This is a genomic window from Pseudoalteromonas sp. SR41-8 (assembly GCF_014163915.1).
GTDB lineage: Bacteria > Pseudomonadota > Gammaproteobacteria > Enterobacterales > Alteromonadaceae > Pseudoalteromonas > Pseudoalteromonas rhizosphaerae.
The window spans coordinates 156,555-175,353 of sequence record NZ_JACJEE010000002.1 but is presented as its reverse complement, the minus strand read 5'-3'; the positions used below and the strand labels follow the sequence as shown (position 1 = coordinate 175,353).

Here is an 18,799-nt window from a genome sequence, read left to right as displayed (position 1 = left end):
TAACGACAATCCCGATAATAAGCATTGAACTTCAGGCAATTGCCTGGCTTGTTATCGGCTGTATTTTTTGGTCGAGTGTCAATAAGTCACACTACCAACATTTAATAACCACGCCAGCCCGTCAAACAGGCCTATTTGTCTGTGCGTTAGCATTTGCCTTATTGTGGCGAATTAAAGCCGGCATATTACCCGGTCTTGAACTGCATATTTTAGGTGTAACTGCCATAACGCTTATTTTAGGCTGGCGCTTTGCATTATTGAGCGCCACCCTAGCCAGCCTGCTGTTAACGGCTTTTAATCAAATAAGCATTGCGCAATTACCTATCCACTTATTGTTAACCGCTTACTTACCCATTTTAGTCAGTTATGGGGTATTTATACTGTGTTATAACCTATTACCACGGCATTTTTTCATTTACATTTTTGTATGTACTTTTATTTGCGCCGCTTTCATCGCCTGCTTTAAGATTATCACCATTAGCTTATTTTATTATTTAACCGGCAATTACAATTGGTTTGAGTTAAGTGAAAACTATCTCTATTTATGTGTCATTATTTGCTTTCCTGAAGCGATGTTAAACGGCATGGCTATTACCCTATTGATCACCTATCGCCCACATTGGGTAAAAACATTTTATGATAAGGATTACCTAGATCCATGAGTCTCGATTACCAATGCCCGCTCTGCCAACAATCGCTTGAGTTACATGCCAAAGTACTAAAGTGTATTAACAACCATAGCTTTGACACTGCAAAAGAAGGCTATGTGAATTTATTACCTGTGCAACAAAAGAACTCTAAGCAACCTGGCGATAATCTTGACATGGTACAAGCAAGGCGTGCTTTTTTAACCACTGGGCACTACCAGTTTTTACAGCATGCCGTTGCACAGCGAGTTGCTCTGCAAGCACCACAACAGGTAATTGATTTAGGGTGCGGGGAAGGTTTTTATACTCATGCGATTGCCAATGCATGTACTGCACACGTTTATGGCGTCGATATATCAAAATCAGCGGTTAAATATGCTGCAAAGCGATACAGTAATTGTAATTTTAGCGTTGCATCAATCAGCCAAGCTCCATTTAATGATGGCTCAGCAGATGTATTAGTGAGTATTTTTGCCCCATTATTTGATGCTGAATTGGCTCGATTAGCAAAACCAGACGCTACATTGGTAGTTGCAAGCCCTGGCCCTTGGCATTTAAAAGAACTCAAGCACTATATTTACCGAGACGTCAATGCGCATACACCGATTGCTGCGCCTGTAGGGTTTGAGCTTATAGAGCAAACATTATTAGAACAACAGATAAGCTTGCCATTTAAAGATGTGAAGAACTTGATCACTATGACTCCCTTTGCTTGGAAGTTTCGTCCTGAACATTGGCAACAACTAGAACAACAAGGTGAGCAAGTCGTCACCCTGTCATTTTATGTTAGTCAATTTAAACGTGTTACAGATTCTCTCGGGTAAACGCGCGGTCCATTTTATCAAACATATCATTGAGTAAATGGGCCAACTCTGCATAACGTGGTTTATCTTTAGGGACATGCCCTTGGTAGCCATTGGCTACCATTTTCGTATGAAGCTCTTTATACCAATGCTCCATCGCAGGCTCAAGTACAGTATCTGCACGCTTACCTAACCACAGCAATCCCTGTAGCGGTAGAGATAAAAAAAACAACGCGATAGCGACTGCTTGAGGTAAAAAACTGCTGCCTAAATAATTAATTTGCATAAATAAAGTGAGCATTGCCAAAATCGGCATTACTGTAATTGCCAGCTCGGTGGCTTTGATCACTCTAAACTCCGTGAACAGAGGCGCTAATTCTTTACGCATAGGCCATTTTTTTGCATATTCACGACCAGTTTGGACTTGTGACATCACACTTTTTTGCATCATGACTCCTAGGTGTCGCTGGTATATTTATTAATGTTACCGCAATGAGTGTATCATATTCACGGTAACATTCCTGTGTAAAATCCCTTCCACCTTTTTCGTCCAAAACGTGTTTTTGATCATGGTTTAAACTTACCTTAAAACAATTAATGAGTTAAAATAAGCGCACGTTAAGTCAACTAGACTTTAGTATAGTCATTACAGATATCCATAGCAATTTATCGACCAATGACTCTTTTACTTTAATCACTATGCTCGAGTACTTGGTTATATAACAACTAAGCTTAATGCGCAATTGTCAAAAAATGGGATCCTGTTATGTCTTCGCAATCATCACCTCATCATGTTCTTGTACTGAACTGTGGAAGTTCGAGTTTAAAATTCGCTATTTTAGATGCCACCACATCTGAAGAAATCATTTCAGGTCTTGCTGAACGCCTAGGCTCATCGTCGCCATCTGTGAAATACAAATACCTTGGCAAAAAACAACTGATAGAACTTGCGCCTAATCAAGCTCACAGTGCAGCAATCGATACCTTAGTTAGCCTTATCAACGAACACCATTTAGCTGAAAACCTTATTGCAGTAGGTCATCGCGTGGTTCACGGCGGCGAGCACTTTACTAAATCGGTACTGATTGACGACGATGTAATTAAAGGAATCACCCAAGCCGCTACTCTTGCGCCATTACATGGGCACGCTAATTTATTAGGCATTGCTGCAGCGCAAGCATCATTCAAGGGACTACCGCAAATTGCTGTGTTTGATACCGCGTTTCATCAAACCATGGGCAATGTTGCCTATTTATATGCCCTTCCTTATAAACTTTATACTGATTATGGTGTTAGACGTTACGGCTTTCATGGTACCAGTCATTATTATGTTGCAGGTCAAACAGCAGCCCTTTTAAACCAGCCTATTGAGCAAAGTAATTTTATCAGCGCTCACTTAGGTAATGGCTGCTCTGTGTGTGCAATTAAAAATGGCAAAAGTGTTGATACCAGCATGGGCTTAACTCCACTAGAAGGCTTAATGATGGGCACCCGCAGCGGAGATATTGATCCGGGTTTATTTAACTTTTTAACCACCCAACTTAACTACGATGCACAACAAATTGATGACTTATTAAACCAACAAAGCGGCTTACTGGGTATCAGTGAACTTTCTAATGACTGTCGTACAATAGAAGAAGCTGCTGTTGCAGGAAATGAAAAAGCCATTTTAGCACTGGAGATGTTTTGTTATCGTTTAGCAAAACAAATAGCCGCATTTATGGTGCCATTGCAACGCCTTGATGCGTTAATTTTTACCGGTGGTATTGGTGAAAACTCCGATATTATTCGTGATAAAGTAATAACACAACTGAGCTATCTTGGCCTTGATTGCGATAGTACAGCTAACCTTGCAGCCCGATTTGGCACACCAGGGGTTATCAGCAGTAATAATGCAAAAACAAAAGCAGTAGTAATGCCAACAAATGAAGAGTGGGTCATTGCTCTTGATGCCGCCTCAATTGCACAGGAGTTATAATTATGGCACGTCGAATTATGCTAGTACCTATCTCTACTGGGGTTGGTTTAACATCGGTCTCAGTCGGGTTAGTGCGTGCGTTAGAACAAAAAGCGGTCAAAGTTAATTTTTTCAAGCCCATAGCCCAGCCTCGCTCAGGTGAAACGGGCCCTGAAAAATCAACACAAATTGTCACCCAAGGCTCACCTATTACACCACCTACTCCTTTTGCACTAAATTATGCAGAGCAAATGATCGGGGATGGAAAAGGTGATGATTTACTTGAAGAAATTGTTGAGCGCTTTGAAAATGCCATAGGCAACGATGTAGTCGCAATTATCGAAGGTATGGTCCCTACTCGCCGCCAACCTTATGCAGGTAGAGTAAACCGCGAAATAGCACAAACTCTCGGCGCTGACATTGTGTTTGTGCTCACTCCTGGTAATGACAGTAACGATCAAATTGAAGACCGCCTAGAAATTGCAGCCGGGTATTATGGCAGTGTTGACCATGCCCGCGTATTAGGCTGTATTTTTAATAAAGTAAATGCACCACTGGATGATGAAGGCAGAGCACGCGCCGATCTCGTGGAAGCACATAAACCCGACGAGCTTGACAATGAGCTCAATCGCTTAGCATCTTTACCTATTTTTAGAAAACATCCGTTTATGTTACTTGGCTCGATCCCATGGGATTTTGAGCTGGTTGCTCCGCGCGTTAAAGATTTATGTGCGTATTTAAAAGCTGACGTGATCAACGAAGGTGATATGGCTCATCGTCGTCTACGCCGCGTAACATTTTGTGCCAGAACAGTGTCAAATATCTTAAATCATTTTACCCCAGGCGCACTGCTGGTGACCCCAGGCGATCGTTCAGATGTGTTAGTTGCGGCCTGTTTATCAGCCATGAATGGCACTAAATTAGGAGCTATCTTATTAACTGGTGGTTTTAAACCTGAGCCACGGATCATGACCTTGTGCGAACAAGCGATGGCCACTGGCCTGCCAATCCTCAGTACAGATGCTGACACCTGGCGTACTTCATTGCTACTGCATAACTTTAATATGGAAGTACCGTGCGATGACGTACAACGAATTGATAAAGTAAAGCATCATAATGCCAGCCATATTGATTCTGACTGGTTAGATACGCTTGCTAAAAGTGTCGGCAAAACTCGTAAAATGTCACCTCCAGCATTTCGTTATTTACTCACGGATAAAGCCCGCCAAGCGGCAAAAACTATAGTGTTACCTGAAGGCAATGAGCCTCGAACAATAAAAGCCGCCGCTATTTGCGGTCAACGTGGTATTGCGAAGACCATTCTATTGGGCGATCGAGAAGAAATTGAACGTATCGCTATACAACAAGGTGTTGAGCTAAACGAAAATGTAACCATTATCGAACCTCATGATGTGATCAACGACTATGTTGCGCCTATGGTTGATATTCGTAGAAACAAAGGCCTGACTGAAGTGGTTGCCCTTGAACAGCTCCAAGACAACGTTGTGCTTGGCACTATGATGTTAGAGCGTGGTCAAGTCGATGGTCTTGTCTCGGGTGCAGTAAATACAACCGCCAACACCATTCGTCCGCCGCTGCAATTAATAAAAACAGCACCAGGGTCATCATTAGTCTCGTCGGTGTTTTTTATGTTGCTACCTGATCAAGTACTGGTATACGGGGATTGTGCCATTAATCCTGATCCAACCGCTGAGCAATTAGCCGATATTGCCATTCAATCTGCAGACTCAGCCGCCGCATTTGGTATTGAGCCACGAGTAGCGATGATAAGCTACAGCACCGGCACGTCAGGCACTGGGGCTGATGTAGAAAAAGTCCGTCTGGCAACAAAGTTAGCGCAACAAAAACGCCCTGATCTGATCATCGATGGTCCTTTACAATATGATGCGGCGATTATGGAAAATGTCGCACTTAAAAAAGCACCAAATAGCCCAGTGGCTGGTAAAGCGACGGTGTTTATATTTCCAGACTTAAATACCGGTAATACCACTTATAAAGCGGTGCAACGAAGTGCTGATTTGATAAGTATCGGCCCAATGTTGCAAGGTATGCGCAAACCCGTCAATGACTTAAGCCGCGGTGCTTTGGTTGATGATATTGTCTATACAATTGCGCTTACTGCTATCCAAGCGGCACAAGCCGAAAATATTTAACACCATGGGTAAAGTGATTGCATGATGATCACTTTACCCTGTGCATTTCTTTAGCTAATAAAAATTATGAATAAAATAAATAGCTTAGCGTTGTTATACCTCCCTATTCCCAACCTTATCCACAGAAATTGTGGACAACATTGCTCTTTTATTTAAGTAAGATAATCTATACTATTGATCAGTATACACAGATGGGAAGTCTCACAATTAAAAAAGGGGTAGCAATGTCTAAGCAAACGTTACAACTGCATAGTACGGCCTTTACCATTCATAGCCTTGATGTTGATAGCGAGATCCCCGCTGCTTTATTCAAACAATCAATGTTTATTATCGCCAAAACCAACGATGAGTTATCTATTGTTTGCCCTAGCCAGTTCGCCATTGAAAGCCTTGATGCTGAGCACGATTGGCGCGCGTTAGAAGTGATCGGTCCACTTGGTTTTTCATTAACCGGAATAATGGCAAATATTTCTGGAGTTTTAGCCACAGCAAATATCTCTATTTTTGCTATTTCAACCTACGACACCGATTACGTTTTAGTAAAACAACAGCGTATTAAAGATGCCATCAGCGCGTTAAAAAAAGATGGCTATCAGTTTCTCAATGAGCCCAAATTAACATAATGAAATACACGGATATTAGTTATTTACCACAACGTCAGTTAGCGGCTAACAGTATTGCAATTTGTAGCCCTTTTAGTGGTAAAGTTGCCCCATTAAGCGAGCACCCAGAACCCTTCTTTAGCTACGGCACACTTGGCCCAGGGATAATGGTTGCCCTGAGCAATCATAAAATATTAGCGCCCTTTGATGGTACATTAATGCAAGTAAAAAATGCCGGTACTGAATTTATTTTACAAGCCAACAATGGCTTAAAAGTGCTTCTAAATTTATATTTAGACCAACAGCAACACATTAAACACACTCATATAGCCCAACTCAACGGCAGTAAAATAACCAAAGGGCAACGGCTCGCTTATTTTGATCTTAGAGATCTCAATAGCCCCTTACTTGCCAGCCTTATTTTACTTAACGGGCATCAACTTAAACCAATACATTATTCTTTATCTCAGGTTACAGCTGGGGTAGATACTCTTTTAACACTAACTAAGAAGTAATTAATATGACGACTCTTTACGGCATTAGTAACTGCGACACTATAAAAAAAGCCAAAAAATATTTAACCGATAACAACATTGACTTTAATTTTCATGATTACCGTAAAGACGGCATAAGCCTTGATATGATCACTGAGTTTGCAACGCACATCAACTGGCAAGATCTGGTCAATAAACGTGGCACAACCTATCGCCAATTATCAGATGAGCAAAAACAGAACCTTGATAAACACACTGCCTTGGCAATTTTGGTAGCACAACCAGCAATGATCAAGCGCCCAGTGCTTATTCGCAACAACAGCTATCATTTAGGTTTTAAACCAGCGCAATATGATGAGATTTTTGCATCATGAATCATCCCGTCATCGAACTTGCACAAGCCTTAATACAGCGTCGCTCAGTCACCCCTGAAGATGCAGATTGCCAAACTATGATGAATGAGCGATTGGCACAGCTTGGTTTTAATATTGAATCACTGTTTTTTACTGACACCCAAAATACATGGGCGCGTAAAGGCGACAGCTCACCGCACTTTTGCTTTGCAGGTCACACTGATGTAGTACCAACAGGACCAGAAAAGAACTGGCAGCACCCGCCTTTCTCTGGCTTTCTAGCCGATGGCATGTTGCATGGCCGTGGTGCGGCTGATATGAAAGGCTCTTTAGCTGCCATGGTGGTAGCAACCGAGCGATTTGTAACTAAACACCCCGATCATAAAGGCTCAATTTCTTTTTTAATTACCTCTGATGAAGAAGGCCCTTTTATCAACGGCACCACGCGAGTAATCGATACGCTGGAAGCCCGAGGTGAAAAAATAGATATGTGTTTGGTTGGCGAGCCTTCATCGCGTGATGTACTGGGTGATGTCGTTAAAAATGGCCGCAGAGGCTCACTGACTGGCTTTTTAACTGTTAAAGGCATACAAGGTCATGTGGCTTATCCGCAACTTGCTCTAAACCCTATTCATATTGCAGCGCCAATGCTTGCCCAGTTGAGTCAAACGGTATGGGACAACGGCAATGAATTTTTCCCTGCTACTAGTTTTCAGATTTCAAATATTAATGGCGGTACGGGAGCTGGCAATGTGATCCCAGGCGAGCTTGAAGTGCAATTTAATTTTCGCTTTAGTACCGAAGTAACTCATCAGCAACTCCAGCAACGAGTTAACGACATTCTGGCTGAATATGATTTTGCATACGAGCTGAGTTGGATTGTTAACGGTCAGCCATTTATCACCGAAGGCGGCCCGCTTATTGATGCGACGGTTGCAGCCATCAAATCAATAACTGGCTTAAATACCGCACTTGAAACCACTGGCGGTACTTCAGATGGACGTTTTATAGCACAAACCGGCGCAAAGGTTATTGAACTTGGCCCACGTAACGACACCATTCATAAAGTGAATGAGTGCGTTAATTGTGATGATCTCATTGCACTTGCTGATATTTACGAGCAAATTCTAGAGCAACTTTTAACATGATCCCTGCTAAGCTCACATCGCAGCAGTTGGCTGAGTGTGCCTGTGGTAAAGACGAGCTACTGCTTGTTGATTATCAAGATCATAAACTGCATAAAGACATTATTGATGACTTTATGCAGTTGCAAAATGCAGCTCGCGATGCAGGCTTTGCACTGACTATTGCATCAAGCTTTCGTAACTTTGAACGTCAAGCATTGATTTGGAATGCTAAATTTAATGGTCATCGACCTGTGCTCAATAAGCAGCAACAGCCCGTTGATTTAGCCTCCATGACAGACATTGAAAAATGCCATGCCATTATGCTTTATTCAGCCCTACCGGGAAGCAGTCGCCATCACTTTGGTACTGATCTTGATATTTTTGACCAAGCCAGTGTTTCTGATGACTATCAGCTGCAGTTAGAGCCTCACGAATACCAAGACAATGGCCCTTTTGCAGCGCTGACCAAGTGGCTTGATAGTCATTTAGAAAAGTATGGCTTTTATCGCCCTTATCAACATGATTTAGGCGGCGTTGCGCCTGAACCTTGGCATATTAGCCACATAGTGCAATCTGACATTTTACTACAACATCAGAGTTTAACCGTATTAGCTGATACTATAAATAACAGTCAGCTTGCCGGCAAAGCTGCTATTTTGGCGAATTTGCCGCAACTGTATCAGCGTTACGTGCTGAATGTCAGCCCTGCGGTTGTTTAGCCAGTAAAAAAACCAGCACAGCGCCAAGAATAACGGCGCTGGCAATAACAAACTGAATGCTTAGTTCTTCCGCTAAAAATAACATCCCTGCCAGTGCAGCTATCACTGGCACACACAGCTGAACCACTGCGGCTTGACTGCTTTTTAATAAGGGTACGGCAACATACCAAACACTATAGCCAATACCCGACGCAAGAGCACCAGATGCACATGCAAGCGCGATCCCCTGCCAACTGATCCCCGTTAAATAACCAAAACCCACGATCAACAATATCGGTAATGCAAATAAACTACGCACAAAATTAAACGTTGTGGTTTTCAGTGGGGATAGACACACTTTTCCGCGAATACTGTATATCCCCCACGCAATACCGCTAATCGTCATTAATAATGCTGGGCTCATTGACGGCATCGTTGCCGATGGCAGCATTAAATACACAAAACCAATGACAGCGATAATAAATGCACACCACTGTACAGTCGTGAGTCGCTCCTTGTTGAAAATCCCCCAGCCAATCATAGTCAATTGAACAGCAGAAAATAAAATCAACGCGCCAGTTCCAGTGTCCAATTCTACATAGGCAATTGAAAAACATAACGCATAAACCAGTAAGCTAACACTGCTGCGCCAACTACCACGTTCATGCTCTGCATTATTAAGATTGTTATCTTCCCTAGCTACAGACTCTGTTGGTGTTGCTTGTATAAGGAAAATAAATCCTAAACACAATGCGCCACTGAATAGCCGCAAAGCTGTAAAATTCCATGGATCAATGTAATTTTGTGCTAATGCCATACGACATAAAAGAGAATTAGCTGCAAATGCCACTAGGGCGAGTACCGTAAACAGTGTTGCTTTCAAAGTGATCCTTAGTTTTAATCTTGCTAAGCATTAAACCCTATGAGGTGAGTTATTCTATCGTTTAGTAGTCGGCAACCACTCGATCCATTAATTAATCAACATAATAAGAAAATCAGCTACCTGTTTGCCTGAAGTACCTATTTATACAGGATTGCCATAATAGCGCAAAGCTTACCTTTTGTTTTGATCATTCGAATGTATCGTGCAACAACTCAGTGACCAATGATCGCGTAACTATTTCTTATAAACACGGTGATTGCTACGCTTTTTTACATTGTTTAACATCTTCTCTGGATTAGATTATGCTAATCTGTATTAACGCTTATAAAAGGAGTGCCATGTGCAACGCAGTGTTATTTTTGGCTTTTGTGTCATGCTAAGTGGATGCAGCACAATTGGGTTTAGTGATCTGTTTTCAGATTACGCTACCCAAATGACGCCTGTACGCCAAGCTATTAAGACCAACAATATCGGCCAAGCCCAACAGCTTTTGCCGACTAATGGGCAGTCACATAGTAACTACTTGCTCAATCAATTAGAGCAGGCCCGTTTAAGCAATTTAAATAATCAAAATGAGGCTGCAAGACCACAGTACGAAGCGGTATATCAGCAAATGGAAATAAAACGCCAAGCAGCAAAAATACAAGTAAGCGCAGGGCTTGAACAAAGTAACGCCCTTTTTACCAATGATTCAGTCATTAGCTATACGCCAGCGGCTTATGAAATGAGTATGCTGCACAGTTACCAAGCACTTAATTATATATATCAACATAATATTGAGGGCGCATTAGTCGAAGTTCGCCGTGCAAATAAAGTACAAACAGATGCGTTAACGGCTAATCAAGACGACATAGATGCTAGCGTAAAAGCAGCACAAAAACATTACCCAAGTATGGATGAGGTGATCAAAAACGTAAAAAATGGCTATCAAAATGCGTTTACATTTTATCTGTCAGGTTTGCTCTATCAAAGTAATAAGCAATACGATGATGCCTATATTGATTATAAAAAGGCATTAGAGATCAACCCTGAAAACACCTATTTGCAGCAGGTTGTACTGCAATTAGCAAAACAGCAAGGATTTGATCAAGATTTTGCCGAGTATAAAAAACGCTTAGCTGAATTGCCAAAACAAGTCGCCAACAGCGGTGACGTTGTGGTCTTGATCGAACAAGGTTTAGTGCCAGAAAAAGATGAATTTGTGTTGCGCCTGCCGATTAATACATCCGGTGGTGATGCTCGTTTTTATAGCTTAGCGATGCCCGTTTATAAAGATAGAGCCTATATACCAACGGTTAATGCCATTAGTATCGGAACACAGACTTTACCTTTGAGTCCATTGGTAAGAATAGAAGCGTTAGCGGCTAAAACACTTGAAGAACAAACACCTGCAAGAGTATCGAGGCAAATACTAAGGTTAGTCGCTAAAGAAAAAGTACGGGCAGAGCTGGCTAGAAGTGGCGGCGATGTGGGTAATATACTCGCTAATCTATACAACCTAGCCTCTGAGCAAGCAGATACCCGCAGTTGGTTAACTTTACCTAATCAAATAAGTGTTGCGCGCACCCAGTTAACAGCAGGAGACCATGTTTTAAAACTTGCCAATCAGAAAGACATAAACTTTACGGTTAGTAAGCAAGGGTTAACCTTGATTTATCTAACCTCTATTAACAACTATTTTAATTCCCATGTAGTGCAACTTTAGGAGCTATCATGAAATATTTAGTGCCATTATTAACGGTCTGTCTACTTGCTGCCTGTACCAGTAGACCGACTACATCAGGTATAAGTGTTGAACAAGCTTCAGCGCAATACCAACAACAGCTAAAAGTCGATAATCCTGCACTAGGTAAAAAGCTGGCCATTAGTGATGTAAAGACTCGCCAAACGAATCAATTAACTGATGTTGTTGTCACACTTTCGAGTCAGTATAAAAAATCACAATATTTACAGTATCAATTTACCTGGTATGACGGCGATGGTTTTGTGATCAAAGGCAATCATTCTCCTTGGCAATCATTGACTTTATTTGGTTTTGCTAACGTGCAACTGCCTGGCCTTGCACCTACATCTGATGCGGTTACATTTTCATTAGCGGTACGCGAAGTATCGACACAAGCACAAGAATTTAAAGATTAAAGGACACCATTATGAATACAGTAAACACAACTAAAAAACCAACGCTTAAAACACTCTCGGGTTTTGCGTTGTTAGGTTTGAGTGCGCTTGCCCTCAGTGGCTGTGCCAATAAAGCCGTAGTCAGCTACGGAGACGCACAAGCTGTAGAAACAACTGATATTAACTTCGGTTCAACTGACTTACAAAAAGTCGCTAGCCAAATGACGGATTCACTGTTGGCATCACCTGTGGTCGGCACATTAACAGCTAATACTCGACCAATCGTATTTGTTGAACGTATAAAAAACAAAACCAGTGAACACATTGATACTGAATCAATTACCGATTCAATTTCAACACAATTATTGCGCAGTGGTAAATTTCGTTTTGTTGATATGGGCCGCGTAGAAGCCGCTCGAGAACAATTGAACTTTCAAAATGATGATGCCCTAGTAGACCCAACTAAAGCGATTGCATTTGGCCAACAAGTTGGCGCGCAGTATATGCTTTATGGCAACCTGTCGAGCATCGTAAAATCGAATGCCGATAAAGCCGACGTATACTATAAATTCACAATGCGCTTAATGGATTTAAAAAGTGGCTTAGTAGAATGGGCGGACGAAACAGAAATTCGTAAAACCCGCGAAAAATCAACCTTTGGCTGGTAATTCAGCTGAGGAGGTAAATGATGAATAAACTCATACTTGGGCTGTGTACAGCCCTGCTCATCAGTAATCCAAGCTTTGCCGCATACGAACGCAATAAAGCCGTTCCTGTCCAGCAAGTACTATTTGGCAGTGTTCAATCTGTACGTAATATTACCGAGCATGAACTTGTTCAAGACAAAAATAGTGGCTGGAAAACCTTTGGCGGTGCATTACTTGGTGGCGTTATTGGTAACCAATTTGGCGGCGGCAGTGGTCGCACCGCAGCAACTATTTTAGGCTCGGTCATCGGTGGCAGTGTGGCGAACAACAGGCAACAAAGCAGCCATTATAATCAATACCACTTAGTCGAGTTAATGATCAAAGTTGAAAATGGTGAACAATTTATGGTGGTACAAGACAAAGACAATCAAATGATATTTAGAACTGGCGACAGCGTGCGCTTAGTGTATTTATCAGATAATACAGTCCGCGTTGATAAAGCCTATTAAGCTATTACATTAAACTAAAAAGCGAGCAGTATTAATGCTCGCTTTTTAGTATTTATAACTTTATTACTACGTTAACTTTGTCTGTAATCGCTAAAAAAGCGTTGCATCTTACTCATAGCAGTCGTTAAATCATCTTTGTTAGGTAAAAATACCAATCTGAAATGATCTGGATTTGGCCAGTTAAATGCTCTTCCGTGAACCAGTAAGATCTTTTCTGCTTTGAGTAAATCTAAAATCATTTTTTCATCATTTTTGATATTAAAACGCTCAGTATCTACTTTGGCAAATGCGTACAATGCTCCTTTTGGTTTTGCACACGAAATACCTTCTATCGCATTTAAACCACGCCATGCAATATCACGTTGTTCGTATAAACGCCCACCGGGATTTATTAAATCATCAATCGACTGTACGCCACCTAATGCTTGCTGGATCGCATATTGTGCCGGCACATTGGCACATAAACGCATAGAGGCTAAGATATCTAAACCTTTACGTAAATCATCCATCAATGCAGTACGGCCACTTAATACCATCCACCCCATACGCAAACCCGCTGCGCGATAGGTTTTTGCTAAGCCATTAAAAGTAATGATCGGCACATCATCACACAGTGCACCAATGGAGCTGTGCGTGATCCCATCGTATAAAATCTTCTCGTAGATTTCATCACTCAATAACAGTAATTTATGTTCACGTGCAATATCAATTAACTGCTGTAAAAGTGCGTCGTCGTATACTGCACCCGTCGGATTATTAGGGTTGATCAGCACTAATGCTTTAGTTTTTGACGTGATTTTACTTCGAATATCAGCAATATCAGGGAACCAATCTTGCTCTTCATCACATAGGTAATGGACTGGATTACCACCCGCAAGTTTGACTGAAGCGGTCCACAATGGATAATCAGGTGCTGGGATCAACACCTCATCATCATTATTCAGCAAAGCTTGGGTCGTCATTTGAATTAATTCACTGACCCCATTACCAATATAAATATTATCGACGTCTAGATTATATAAACCACGTTGTTGGTAGTGCTGATAAATAGCCACACGGGCTGAGTAGAGGCCTTTGGAGTCACAGTAGCCTTGGGCTGAATACAAGTTACGAATAATATCGCGGTGCATATCTTCAGGCATATCAAACCCAAATGCCGCAGGATTACCAATATTCAATTTTAAAACTTTTTGGCCTTCATCTTCCATTTTGCGAGCCTGAACTAACACCGGCCCACGAATGTCATAACAAACGCCTTGTAATTTATGACTCTTTTTAATTTCTGACATTTTTACCTCTACTAGTGGAACAGCTAGATTAACCTAGTAAAGGGGCTAAATACCAGTGGATTTAATACTTCAAAACTGAAATAAATTCACGTCTGGGTATAGCTAACTAACGGCTTTGTAACCAATCAGTTAACTTAGCTGCTGAACCGGCAACTTGGTTGTCAAGCTGCTGAGCTGCCGCAAGCGCCTGAGAAACATCATTATTATTTAAGCTTTGTTCAATTTCTCTGGCCACCTGAGATAGACTGCTGGCACCAAACTGCGCGGCATTTGATTTTAAACTATGAGCATGGCGACTTGCGACTTGGATATCACTATGTATTGTAGCCAATACTTCAGAGCCTAATCGTTCAAATTCAGCACAACAAAAAGTCAGCGTATCGCTAAATTGCTCGCCTAATAACGATTCCATACTTTCCAATGCGCTTTCATCAATGACTATTGTATTCATTATTCATCCTTTTGTATTTAGCAACACTAAACCAGTAACTTATACTATTTTATACTTTATCGTTCTATAGAAAAAAAACCAACTAATTGTCTCATTAAGCGTATAATTAGCGGGTTTTTCAACTTATTGCTATTAAACAAGATTATTTTATGTCCCGTTCATTGTGTGTTAATTGTAAATTTAGTCTACAAACGTGCCTTTGTGAAGATTTGTCGGTACTGGAAAATAAACTCAAAGTTATAATTTTGCAGCATCCTAGCGAAGTAAAAATCACTAAAAACACCGCCCGTTTACTCACACTGTGCCTAACGCAATACGACATCATGGTAGGAGAAACGCAGGCTGATTTTGCACAACTAAGCACACTACCCGTTGCCACAACAGCCTTACTCTACCCTGATGATAATGCCATCCTACTGGATGATGAAAGTACCGCAGCACAACAATTTAAAAGCCGGTTAAGTCATCTAATTGTAATCGATGGCACCTGGAAAAAAGCATTTAAGATCATGCAACTTACCCCAGCCCTTGCGGCTTTTAAAAAGGTCAGCTTTACGACGATCCCACAAAATCGATATCGTATTCGCAAAGCTCCCCGTGCAGATAGCCTCTCCACATTAGAAGCGGTTGCACATAGTTTAGCCTTGATTGAGCATATTAACCCTGAACCTCTGTACCACGCACTGGAAGCACTCAACAGCAAACAAACCCAGTTTATGCCTGAGCATGTTAAAGCGCGTTATCAAGCCAAATGAGTGCTAATAATCGCTTAAAGCGCGGGTTTTACCGCCAGGGACCGGATTATCGATTTGATGACCAAGTTGACTTTAGTGATATCCGCGATACATTTGGTTTTCGTACTATGGTGGTGGGTAAATGGGTCACCAAAGAAGAACGCTTTATTAGTGCTAATTTAATTTACGACGCACTAGCCGATTTAGCGCAAATACTGCAAGTGCCGCCAAAGACCATTGGTCTGAGGGGGAAACTCAATTTTGCTTTTGGCCATGGCGGTCAACAACACGTCCAAGCACATTATAATAGCCGTACTCGAACTCTTGCGCTGGCAAAAAATGCAGGTGGTGGCGCGCTGGCGCATGAATGGTTTCATGCGTTTGATCATCACATAACTAAGCACATATTTCCCCAGCATTCGCCACAGCATTTTGCCTCTAAACTTTGGCTGGAGCACACGATTGAGCAAAGTCACCCACTAAACTTAGCATTAAATAAGTTTTACCAAGGAGTATTTCTAGAACCAACCGGTCAACACGCTAATCAATATGTTTTAGACTGTATAGAATTTGATAAACAACAGCAGCAGTTTTATATGAGTATGCCTGAAGAGCTAGCTGCGCGTAGTTTTGAAGCATGTATTGCTTGTAATGAGCAGATCGTTAATCACTTTTTAGTCTCTGGGCTCAATAGCTCAGCACTTATTTATCCTAAACACGATAGCTTGAAAATTTGTAATCACGCACTTAATAATTATTTTTCCCAATTAGGTCAACGACTTTTTCAAGATCATTAACAAATACTGTGGTGGTTTCAAGATTTTCTTCAAGCCACTGCATGTAATCGTCAAACGGTAATGGTCGTGAAAAAAAGTATCCCTGACCAACTTCACAGCCATAGCTTTGTAATTTAGCCATACTTTGGCTATCTTCTATCCCTTCGGCCACTACGTATGAACCCAGTGATTTGGCAATATCACAGGTAGCACGACAAATTGTTTGATCATTTTTAGAGTATTCAATATTCATTACAAATTGCTTATCTATTTTTATTTCATCAAAGCCCATTTTGCTCAAATACGCGAGTGATGAATACCCCGTGCCAAAGTCATCAATTGCTATTTTAACGCCAATTAAACGGTAATCATTCAGGGCATTTTTTATATCAACCCCCTCAAAGAGTGTTGCCGATTCCGTTAGTTCTAACATTACATTAGCCGGGTTGAGTTGATGCTCATTCAACAACGTTATAAATAACACTGGTAAATCTTTACGCAGCAAATCTTTAGCCGAAATATTGATAGATACAATATGCTCAGGCAATAATACAATCATTTTCTTTTGATATTGCAGTGCTTGCGTAATAACCCATTCGGTTAAATCTGAAATTATCCCTGATGATTCAGCAATAGGGATAAATAAATCAGGGGGAACATTACCCAATTGTGGATGCTCCCAACGTAATAAAGCTTCCGCGCCGTGCACTTTACCGGTGTTTAGATATATCTGCGGTTGAAAAAATAAACTAAGCTGATCGCATTCAATGGCTTCTTTTAGAGCTGATGCAATCGCAATGCGCCGTTGCGATAACGTCACATTCTCTATATTAAACATATGCCAGCGTTCACCATGAAGGGGTTTAACCGCCAGTGCTTGCAGCCCTCGCTGGACTAGTTGTAATGATGTACTGGCATGTAGAGGATAATTTGCTACACCGATTTCAACTTTATCAATTAAGTGAATACGTTTATGAGTGAGACCCTCAGCAAAGACACTATTAATCACACATACAAACTGTTCTATTTGGCTTAACTCTAGCTTGCCGATTATCACGACCCCATAAGTACTGTCATCTAACCTGGCAATACAACGACTATGCTGATGGTTAGCTTCAACACACAATACATTCATTGAGGCTAATTGCTGCGCTAATTTGCCCATGGTTAATTTTATCTGCTCATTTACATGTTCATAGCCAAAATTTGCTCGAGCATTAATCAGTACAGCAGGCCTAAATAACAATAAAGAATGTTCGATTGCTAATTTCACCTCGCTATCAAGGCGCTTAATTAGTAACTGTTTATTGGGTAGTTTTGTATCGTCGTCATGAGTAAGACTGTAACTATATTGCTTAACACACTTACGCTCATGAATAAGTAACGCCATCACAGCAGCAATCACATTTACCACCAGTAACACATCGTTAAATTGCTGTATCTGTGCACCTGCCACCAGCGTTGCTTGCCAACATAACGTTTGTAAAATCACTGCAAACCAGGCAAGTACAAACTTAAATTGCACCACTTTTTTGGTATTACTTAGCCAATAAAAAAATAAATAACTCAGCATCACTAACATAAAACCTAAACATAGAATTACCACGGTTAGATGTACTGATTGCTTCATAAAACAGCTTAAGATGGCTGCAAAACAAAATAAACTTATATAAACTGTTAACTTATCTTGTCGAGCATTTAAAAGGTTCTGCGACTGTAAATAATGGATAAAGTAAAAATTAATCACCCCCAATGCCAGCACTTGAAATGAAAACTGTAGCTTTGTATACCATAAAGACGCAAATTCAATATTAAAGTAATTCAATACCCCTTTTGCTATTAAGAACTCGCTTAACACACATACAAGGTATGCAAGTAGGTAAAGTGATTTTGCTTGATAGGATAAACCGTATACAGTGCCAACAACGGCAATACACAACAGCAATAATCCTGTTATCAAAAAGAAATTTCGCAGTTTAGTGTTGGTCAACTTAGCAAAATGCGTACCTGTAGAAAGCCCAACACTGAGCCATTCATCTTCACTGTGACGAACATAGACTACAGCCCAGCGAGTATCTTCTTCTGTAGGCAAAATTGCATGTGGCAGTACCTTATTAACGTAACGGTATGCATCATTATTTACTTCAGCTAACGGGTTGAAATTCTCATCAAGAGTATAAAAATCAAGCTGTGCTAAATGGGAGTTATCTGCATAAATTACCTCAATCTTTGATTGCGACCGTTTATTTAAATCAACAATAAACCAATAACCTTGCTCTGCCTTGATACGAACATGTGATAAATCTGTTTTTGAGTCTGTAGCGACAACTTGTTCTAGTAGAGGTTTGGTAGTTTGAAAAGGCGTATTTGCTGGCACTATCCAGCCACTGGAAATCACTTCATCAGCCAGCAAAGGCGTTGTAGCAGTGATGCTAAACAATATTAACAAAATCTTTATACAATATGTTCGCGCTAATATGCTTGCCTGATCCACTGTCACTCCATGTGCATTATATAAATAGTACATTATAAAACTA

At 41.0% G+C, this 18,799-nt stretch carries 20 protein-coding genes; 15 read left to right on the top strand and 5 right to left on the bottom strand.

The window, feature by feature from the left end; all coding sequences use genetic code 11:
• Window positions 1-14: 14 nt before the first annotated feature.
• The gene (locus tag H5162_RS02395) at window positions 15-662 is read left to right on the top strand and encodes an energy-coupling factor ABC transporter permease (RefSeq protein ID WP_182730992.1); all 648 of its coding nucleotides are present in this window, start codon (window positions 15-17) and stop codon (window positions 660-662) included.
• Window positions 659-1,471, top strand: a complete 813-nt coding sequence (gene rlmA / locus H5162_RS02390; RefSeq protein ID WP_145233741.1) for a 23S rRNA (guanine(745)-N(1))-methyltransferase — start codon at window positions 659-661, stop codon at window positions 1,469-1,471. Before H5162_RS02395 ends, rlmA begins: the two co-directional genes overlap by 4 nt.
• Here rlmA and yfbV read toward each other — a convergent pair.
• Complete coding sequence (yfbV, locus tag H5162_RS02385; RefSeq protein ID WP_145234096.1) at window positions 1,452-1,898, bottom strand: terminus macrodomain insulation protein YfbV; 447 nt, start codon at window positions 1,896-1,898, stop codon at window positions 1,452-1,454. The genes rlmA and yfbV overlap by 20 nt on opposite strands.
• 318 nt (window positions 1,899-2,216) lie before the next feature.
• On the opposite strand from yfbV, the gene H5162_RS02380 reads away from it, so the two are divergent.
• The 7 genes from H5162_RS02380 (at window position 2,217) to H5162_RS02350 (ending at window position 8,876) form a co-directional block, all read left to right on the top strand.
• Window positions 2,217-3,428 carry an acetate kinase gene (locus H5162_RS02380; RefSeq protein ID WP_182777553.1) on the top strand — a complete coding sequence of 404 codons (1,212 nt, stop codon included), beginning with the start codon at window positions 2,217-2,219 and terminating at the stop codon, window positions 3,426-3,428.
• A gap of 2 nt (window positions 3,429-3,430) precedes the next feature.
• Window positions 3,431-5,581, top strand: coding sequence for a phosphate acetyltransferase (gene pta / locus H5162_RS02375; RefSeq protein WP_182777551.1), 2,151 nt, complete (start codon window positions 3,431-3,433; stop codon window positions 5,579-5,581).
• A gap of 224 nt (window positions 5,582-5,805) precedes the next feature.
• A complete protein-coding gene (locus tag H5162_RS02370) occupies window positions 5,806-6,204 on the top strand; it encodes an ACT domain-containing protein (protein ID WP_182730970.1) in 399 nt (132 codons plus the stop codon).
• Window positions 6,204-6,698: a PTS glucose transporter subunit IIA gene (locus H5162_RS02365; RefSeq protein ID WP_145233732.1), complete on the top strand. Its 495-nt coding sequence runs from the start codon at window positions 6,204-6,206 to the stop codon at window positions 6,696-6,698. Before H5162_RS02370 ends, H5162_RS02365 begins: the two co-directional genes overlap by 1 nt.
• A 5-nt stretch (window positions 6,699-6,703) precedes the next feature.
• A complete protein-coding gene (locus H5162_RS02360; RefSeq protein WP_182777549.1) occupies window positions 6,704-7,051 on the top strand; it encodes an ArsC family reductase in 348 nt (115 codons plus the stop codon).
• Window positions 7,048-8,178 carry a succinyl-diaminopimelate desuccinylase gene (gene dapE / locus H5162_RS02355; RefSeq protein WP_182777547.1) on the top strand — a complete coding sequence of 377 codons (1,131 nt, stop codon included), beginning with the start codon at window positions 7,048-7,050 and terminating at the stop codon, window positions 8,176-8,178. The genes H5162_RS02360 and dapE overlap by 4 nt, the downstream gene beginning before the upstream one ends.
• Window positions 8,175-8,876 carry a M15 family metallopeptidase gene (locus H5162_RS02350; RefSeq protein ID WP_145233724.1) on the top strand — a complete coding sequence of 234 codons (702 nt, stop codon included), beginning with the start codon at window positions 8,175-8,177 and terminating at the stop codon, window positions 8,874-8,876. Before dapE ends, H5162_RS02350 begins: the two co-directional genes overlap by 4 nt.
• Here the strand turns inward: H5162_RS02350 and H5162_RS02345 are convergent.
• Window positions 8,857-9,738: a DMT family transporter gene (locus H5162_RS02345; protein WP_145233722.1), complete on the bottom strand. Its 882-nt coding sequence runs from the start codon at window positions 9,736-9,738 to the stop codon at window positions 8,857-8,859. The two genes, H5162_RS02350 and H5162_RS02345, sit on opposite strands and share 20 nt — an antisense overlap.
• A 340-nt stretch (window positions 9,739-10,078) precedes the next feature.
• Between H5162_RS02345 and H5162_RS02340 the strand changes: the two genes are divergently transcribed.
• The 4 genes from H5162_RS02340 to H5162_RS02325 are packed head-to-tail and all read left to right on the top strand — an operon-like array spanning window position 10,079 to window position 13,012.
• Window positions 10,079-11,443: a tetratricopeptide repeat protein gene (locus H5162_RS02340; protein WP_182777544.1), complete on the top strand. Its 1,365-nt coding sequence runs from the start codon at window positions 10,079-10,081 to the stop codon at window positions 11,441-11,443.
• An 8-nt stretch (window positions 11,444-11,451) separates the two neighbouring features.
• Window positions 11,452-11,877, top strand: coding sequence for a YcfL family protein (locus H5162_RS02335; RefSeq protein WP_145233718.1), 426 nt, complete (start codon window positions 11,452-11,454; stop codon window positions 11,875-11,877).
• Window positions 11,878-11,888: 11 nt separating this feature from the next.
• The gene (gene lpoB / locus H5162_RS02330; protein ID WP_145233716.1) at window positions 11,889-12,524 is read left to right on the top strand and encodes a penicillin-binding protein activator LpoB; all 636 of its coding nucleotides are present in this window, start codon (window positions 11,889-11,891) and stop codon (window positions 12,522-12,524) included.
• A gap of 20 nt (window positions 12,525-12,544) precedes the next feature.
• A complete protein-coding gene (locus H5162_RS02325) occupies window positions 12,545-13,012 on the top strand; it encodes a glycine zipper 2TM domain-containing protein (protein ID WP_182777592.1) in 468 nt (155 codons plus the stop codon).
• A gap of 71 nt (window positions 13,013-13,083) precedes the next feature.
• On the opposite strand, the gene H5162_RS02320 is transcribed toward H5162_RS02325, so the two are convergent.
• Window positions 13,084-14,301, bottom strand: coding sequence for a pyridoxal phosphate-dependent aminotransferase (locus H5162_RS02320; RefSeq protein WP_145233714.1), 1,218 nt, complete (start codon window positions 14,299-14,301; stop codon window positions 13,084-13,086).
• Between the two features lie 106 nt (window positions 14,302-14,407).
• Window positions 14,408-14,752, bottom strand: a complete 345-nt coding sequence (locus H5162_RS02315; RefSeq protein ID WP_145233710.1) for an Hpt domain-containing protein — start codon at window positions 14,750-14,752, stop codon at window positions 14,408-14,410.
• A 149-nt stretch (window positions 14,753-14,901) separates the two neighbouring features.
• Here H5162_RS02315 and H5162_RS02310 point away from each other — a divergent pair, with 149 nt between their 5' ends.
• Window positions 14,902-15,507, top strand: a complete 606-nt coding sequence (locus H5162_RS02310) for a tRNA-uridine aminocarboxypropyltransferase (protein ID WP_145233708.1) — start codon at window positions 14,902-14,904, stop codon at window positions 15,505-15,507.
• The gene (locus tag H5162_RS02305; protein ID WP_182730976.1) at window positions 15,504-16,283 is read left to right on the top strand and encodes a CLCA_X family protein; all 780 of its coding nucleotides are present in this window, start codon (window positions 15,504-15,506) and stop codon (window positions 16,281-16,283) included. Before H5162_RS02310 ends, H5162_RS02305 begins: the two co-directional genes overlap by 4 nt.
• On the opposite strand, the gene H5162_RS02300 is transcribed toward H5162_RS02305, so the two are convergent.
• Window positions 16,234-18,702, bottom strand: a complete 2,469-nt coding sequence (locus H5162_RS02300; protein WP_182777542.1) for a bifunctional diguanylate cyclase/phosphodiesterase — start codon at window positions 18,700-18,702, stop codon at window positions 16,234-16,236. The two genes, H5162_RS02305 and H5162_RS02300, sit on opposite strands and share 50 nt — an antisense overlap.
• Between the last annotated feature and the right edge of the window lie 97 nt (window positions 18,703-18,799).